Source organism: Microcoleus pseudofavosus SVA1_A4 (assembly GCF_036700565.1).
In the GTDB taxonomy this organism is placed as follows: domain Bacteria; phylum Cyanobacteriota; class Cyanobacteriia; order Cyanobacteriales; family Microcoleaceae; genus Microcoleus.
Map to the genome: position 1 here is coordinate 1 of NZ_JAUBPE010000010.1, position 6,318 is coordinate 6,318.

4 protein-coding genes are annotated in these 6,318 nt (G+C 48.2%); 2 read left to right on the forward strand and 2 right to left on the reverse strand.

What is annotated here, in order from left to right; genetic code table 11:
* Positions 1-276: 276 nt before the first annotated feature.
* Both QUA02_RS06345 and QUA02_RS06350 read right to left on the reverse strand, forming a co-directional pair.
* Positions 277-2,004 (reverse strand): pentapeptide repeat-containing protein, encoded by a 1,728-nt coding sequence (locus QUA02_RS06345; RefSeq protein ID WP_333026114.1) that lies wholly within the window; start codon positions 2,002-2,004, stop codon positions 277-279.
* A 436-nt stretch (positions 2,005-2,440) separates the two neighbouring features.
* Positions 2,441-2,857, reverse strand: coding sequence for a hypothetical protein (locus QUA02_RS06350; RefSeq protein WP_333026116.1), 417 nt, complete (start codon positions 2,855-2,857; stop codon positions 2,441-2,443).
* A 254-nt stretch (positions 2,858-3,111) separates the two neighbouring features.
* Between QUA02_RS06350 and QUA02_RS06355 the strand changes: the two genes are divergently transcribed.
* Positions 3,112-4,881, forward strand: a complete 1,770-nt coding sequence (locus tag QUA02_RS06355) for a S8 family peptidase (RefSeq protein WP_333026117.1) — start codon at positions 3,112-3,114, stop codon at positions 4,879-4,881.
* Entirely contained in the window at positions 4,878-5,099 is a 222-nt protein-coding gene (locus tag QUA02_RS06360; protein WP_333026119.1) for a hypothetical protein, read from the forward strand. Before QUA02_RS06355 ends, QUA02_RS06360 begins: the two co-directional genes overlap by 4 nt.
* The last annotated feature ends 1,219 nt before the right edge of the window (positions 5,100-6,318 follow it).

Below are 6,318 nucleotides of genomic sequence, written 5' to 3' on the forward strand. Positions count from 1 at the left end.
TTTGCCCAACAATAGCTCAAAACCTCTGCCCTAGTATTTCTGAGTATTTATACTCATCGCAAAAGTGACACGCTCCCGATCGCAAACCCCACCGCTTCCCCCATCATCCAACACCGATCGCGATCCGAAGCCCTTTTCTCCCACGTGAGCAACTGTTCCCGAAAAACTTGGTATTGCTTGCCCCGCTGCACGATGCTTGCAGTTTCCGACGCAGAAGAGCAAGTGCGGGTATTAGCCGATCTCGGGCTTGAATGGTTAACGATTAACTGTTAATTGTTAATAATCGATCAAAAGGGAGATCGCAAATCGCACCGCTTCCCCCATTACCGAACAGCGATCGCGATCGGATGCCGTTTTTTCCCACCTCAGCAACTGTTCCCGAAAACCCAAATCTTGCTTCGCCCGCTGGGCGATCGTTTGACCTATTACCTTCCTTTGAATCTCCTCCGTTGAAATACCTTGTTGCTTCAAATAATCCAGCAACCGCTGCACACTTTCCGTGAATTTATCCGGCGTCTGAGACATCAAAATCGACGCAATTTGACGCACCATTTGCTGGTAGATTGCCTGCCTTCTTTCCAACACCTCCTTTTGACTCGGCTTCGCCGGCGTCGGTGTTGGTGACGCCTCCGAAGCGTTATTAGCAACAGCCAGGTCGAGCAAGGCTAAAATTTCAGCGCCCTTGGCTAAAACCTTTTCCAACATATCTGGATAAAGCTCCAAAATGCGATCGCCCAAAATCTTGCCATTTACCAAACGGTTCGCGCTCAGCCGCAGTAAATGTTGTTCTCCAGCAGACTCAAAAAATTGAACGTTCAACTTGAGTTCGCGGCTTTCCAACTCTACCCGACGCACCGTAAAAACCAAAGCCTCCCAATTAGGAGGTTCAGCAAAACACACCTCCACAATCGAACTTTCCTCTTGATGCTGCCGCCCCAATTCCCCAGACTCAAAATCGCGATCGACCGGATAGCGATTTGCCGGAATTTTGGCAGTATAATCAAACTGAGTAAAAACATATTGGCAGTCAACTTTAGACAAATCGACATCCTGAACTTGCCAATTTTGAATGCAGCAGCCCGTAAGCTGCGCCCCCTCCAAATTCGTCCGAATCAAACGGCACTCAATCAAACAAGCTTCTCTTAAATCCGCCTCACCCAACATCGCATCCATCAAATAAGCGCCGCTCAAATCAGCTTTTTGCAAATCAGCATTGCGCAAATTGGCTTCGCTCAAATCCGCCCGCAACAAATACACTCCTTGCAGGTTAGCTCGCAGCAAAAGCGCCTTCTTAAAACTAGCTTTCAATAAATAAGAACCCGCCAGATTCGCTCGACTCAAATCAGCATTATCCAGCACCGCCTCAGTCAAATCCGCCCCCGCCAGCACTGCTCGGTGCAAGTCAGCGCCCGTCAGATTTGCCGATCGCATTTGAGCGCCATTCAAGTCAGATTCAATCAAATTTACACCGATTAAAATTGCCGATCGCAAATTCGCTTCCACCAAATGCGCTTCCCGCAAATTAGCACCCGTTAAATTAGCACCAACAAGACTGGCGCGGTTGAGATTCGCCTCCATCAATTCCGCCGCCATCAACTTCGCGCCGTCGAGTTTAGCCCCGGTCAAATTAATTTGGTCTGATTTAACTCCTTGAAGATTAGCACCGCCCAAATCCGCTTCAGGCAACGCGGCCCAATTGAGCTCTGCTGCTTCCAAACAAGCAAGGCGCAAATCCGCTTTAGCAAGATTTGCCCCGCTCAAATTTGCCCCGCTCAAATTTGCCCCGGCCATCCCCGCACTGCGGAGATCCGCGCGGCGCAAACAAGCCCCTATCAACTTGGCATTGCTCAAAAAAGACCAGCTCAAATTAGCACCGGTCAAGTTAGCACCAGTGAGGTCTATTTCTCGCAGGTTGACACCGCTTAAACTAGCGCCGCTGAGGTCAATGTGACCAAAGTTGCGCTCTCCCTGTTGATAGCGCTGTAAAAATTCTTGTGTTTCCATTCCGCAGGTTTGAGGGCTGGCAATTTAGCTGTTTTAGGACGCGCTGGTCAATCGATTTTAGATTTTAGATTTTAGATTTTAGATTAAAGAATTGAAGCATTGACCCCACAGATAAATTCGGGGGCTTGTTTATCGGATACAGGTTTTTTATTTCTCCACGGATGAATCCGGGGGCTTTTATCCTGGATGCTTACGGTCAATAACTTTAACTGTAAGGTACGCACGGAACACGAGCGGGCTAGGCACGGGGACACTACTCCTACTACTTACTGCAAGAACTCATGTCCTCCGGGCGATCCGTGCGCACTTTACCCCTATAGATGGCAGTTCAAAGGATTTGTTGCGTAAGTTCTATTTCTACTACCAGTTTTACAGACTTTTGTAACTTCAACTAGCCGAGTTCATATCTGATACGCTGCCCCGCCGGAGAGTGTTTTTACCTAAAGCGCTGCAATTCTTGCTGCAAGTGTTTTCCCCATTTAGTCGCTAGAGGAATTTCTGTAAAAGGAACCTGCACCGCAGCAGCATCTTTCAACAAAAATTCGAGGGCGATTGGACTTCCCGAACTCGGCGGCGACTCTAAATCAACTGCCTGAGAGTTGACTAACAACCGCAGCGACTGCACGTCTTTTAAAGAAAAAGTTTGCAAATTCACAGGCCCGCTGCGAGTAGGTTTTCCCCAAGTTAAACTGTCTTCTTGCTGACCGAGTACAGCATAAATATCGTACTTGGCTTTAGCGAATTGTTCTGCCCAGACGCGATACGCTTCCAGCTTTTGATACTCGTTCCATCCAGCCCAAGCCAGAGAAATAAAAATTGCCAGCAGCGGCAGCCACATTAAACCTCTTTCCATGCAATACCCTTGTTGAAAATAGTCCAGGTTCTGTTTCTCATCTTCTCTAATGATACAATTAATTGAAGTCGTAAAACTTGCTCTGCAATTTAAACTAGAAATTAGAGCAATTTTTGATCTAGCAACAGCCACCGCCGAAAACTACCAAACGCCCGCGTGCGAGATCCCCACAAGTCGCAGCAAGGAAAACTGGCGCTGGCGGTGAAAATTGGGTTATTGTGGGGAACAAGCCTTCCCTAAACGGACGATCGGCCATGAAAAAGTTTTTCCTTCTGTGCTTATTTTTAATCGGGCTCGGCTGGGCGATTTCTAATTTCCCAGGACTTGCTACTCAAGGCACTTACGACTCGATTGTGCTGGATTTCCGCGAAGATTTGGGTGCTGCTGAGATTGCGAAAGAAGTAAATGCGATCGCCCAGCAGTACAAAATCGCACCGCAACTCAACAGTGAATTCTCAGCGGGCGACAATGTATATGTAGTTAAGGGCGATCGCACTTTGCTAAACGCCCTGAGAAAATCAAATTTGGCTAAAGATACCGAATACATTGAACCGAACTACGTCTACAGCGCTTTCGAGATTCCCAACGACCCCATGTATACCAAGCAGTGGAATCTCCGCAGCATCAATGTAGAATCTGCCTGGAACGAAACCAAAGGCAGCGGCACAACAGTAGCGATAATTGACACGGGTATTACTCCAGTCGCTGACTTAAAAGAAACCAAATTTGTACCGGGCTACGACTTTGTAAACGATCGCGCCGAAGCCTACGATGACAACGGCCACGGTACTCACGTCGCCGGTACAGTCGCCCAATCAACTAACAACAATTACGGCGTTGCGGGCATCGCCTACGAAGCAGCTTTAATGCCGCTGAAAGTGTTAAGCGGCAGCGGTGGCGGCACGGTTTCCGACATCGCCGAAGCAATTAAATTTGCTGCTGACAACGGTGCCGACGTGATTAACATGAGTCTCGGCGGCGGCGGCGAAAGTCAGTTAATGGAAGAGGCGATCGACTACGCCCACTCTAAAGGCGTTGTCATCATCGCAGCCGCCGGCAACTCCGGCGACAGTTCCGCTTCCTATCCCGCCCGCTATCCCCACGTCATCGGCGTTTCCGCCCTCGGCCCCGACGACGAAAAAGCATCTTACTCCAATTTCGGCGCAGGGGTTGACATTGCAGCCCCCGGCGGTTCTGAAATGGGCAAGATCCTGCAAAGTACGATCGACCCGGAAACTGGCGCCGAAGTCTTTGAAGGCTACCAAGGCACTAGCATGGCTTCTCCCCACGTTGCAGCCGTTGCAGCCCTTGTCAAGGCTTCCGGCATCACAGAACCAGACGCAATTCGCAGCGTACTCTTGCAGTCCTCGCGAACTGTCACTGAAGATCCGTTAAACCATTTTGGTTCGGGACACCTCGACGCAGCCGCAGCAGTTCAGCTAGCCCAGCGCGGACAAATCAACTTCCGCGATTTCTTCCGCTGGCTGCGCGACAACGGCTATCTCAGCCCCCGCTTTTGGATTGACGGCGGTGCAGTCGCCCTGTTGCCTAAAATTGCAATGGTGCTCGGTTCTTACCTGCTGGCTTTCTTTATGCGGAATTATTTTCCGTTCCAGTGGACTTGGGGCTTTTCCGGCGGCTTGATTGCTGGCAGTTCTGGGTTCTTTGGCCTGCGAAATCTGTTTGTATTTGACTTGCCGCAGTGGCCGATGCGGGTGATGGGCAGTTCTATTCCCGAACTCGGCAATGCAATTAACGGCAGCAGTATGCTGAATCCCTTTTTTGCTAGCGTTTTGATTCCTGGGATTTTGATTGCTTTGCTGTTGGGACATCAACAGTGGAAGTGGATCGCGATCGCAATTTCGATCGGCTTTGCTAGCAGTTTAGCGGTGAATGCTTTTGTATCTCCCGCTGTTTGGGGATTGGGAACTGGTTTGGTATCACAATCATTCTTGATTGTCAATGCTTTGCTGTGTTTCGGACTGGCGCGTTTAGCAATTAAAACAGAGGTGCGATCGGCATGAGTATTACTGTCAAAGGCGAAATTGAACGCAAAGGATTTGGTCCGGGCACTTGGGCTTTGGTTGGCGAAGATGGGGAAACTTATGAACTTAAGGATGCTCCTTCTGGGTTGAAAAAAGCTGGTTTGAAAGTCAGTGTCAAAGGTGAAGTCCGCAAGGATGTAATGACTTTTGCTATGATCGGCCCGGTTCTTGAGGTGCAGTCTTTTGAGGCGATTTAGCCTAATTGGTTAATGCAGCTTTTGAGCTAAAAAAAACCCCGGCCTTAATTGGCTGGGGTTTATTAATCAGGGTGCATCTACTAATTTAATCTCCGGCGCGAGGTGCACCTGTTCGGGACAGTTTGGGAAATTTGCGAGAATTTGTAGCTTCACAGTTCTGGACGCATTTACTCTATTTGTAGGGTCGCAATGCGCACCTTACCCTATTACCCTATTTGTGGTGAAAGTTCGATCGCCCAAAAAAAAACCGGCCAAAACTGGTCGGGAGTTAATTAATCAGGGTGCATCTACTAAGTTAGTCTCCGGCTCAACACTACCTCTTTCAGGACAGTTTGAGGAAATTTCCGATAATTTGTGGTGAAAGTTCGATCGCCCAAAAAAAACCCGGCCAAAACTGGTCGGGAGTTAATTAATCAGGGTGCATCTACTAAGTTAGTCTCCGGCTCAACACTACCTCTTTCAGGACAGTTTGAGGAAATTTCCGATAATTTGTGGTGAAAGTTCGATCGCCCAAAAAAAACCCGGCCAAAACTGGTCGGGAGTTAATTAATCAGGGTGCATCTATTGATTTAGTCTCCGGTTGGATAACACTTGCTTCAGGACAGTTTGGATTTTTAACCGCAGATGACGCAGATTAACGCGGATAATTTAGTTGTGGACGCATTGAGGCAAAAGAAACCGGGTTTTTCATTAGGTTAAAGACTCAAATGCAGTATTTTCGTAAAAAACCCCGGTTTCTGCGATCGCAAAAAAAACCCGGCCAAAATTTGGTCGGGAGTTATTTAATCAGGGTGCATCTACTAATCTAATCTAATCTCCGGTCCGACAGCACGTCTTTCGGGACAGTTTGGCAGAATTTGCGAGAATGTGTGGCGAAAGTGCGATCGACAAAAAAAACCCCAAACCAAAATTGGTCGGGAGTTAATTAATCAGGGTGCATCTATCAATTAAGTCTCCGCCTCCACACCACCTTTTTCGGGACAGTTTGGGAAAAGGAAGGAAAATTTGGGGTGAAAGTGCGATCGCTCAAAAAAAAAACCCAAACCAAAATTGGTCGGGAGTTAATTAATCAGGGTGCATCTACCAATTAAGTCTCCGGTAGGTGGGCGCTTGTTTCAGGATGAATTTGATTTTTAACCGCTGATGGAGGCTGATTGACGCTGATTAACGCGGATATTTTTGGTTTTGGGTGCGATCGACAAAAAAACCCGGCCAAAAT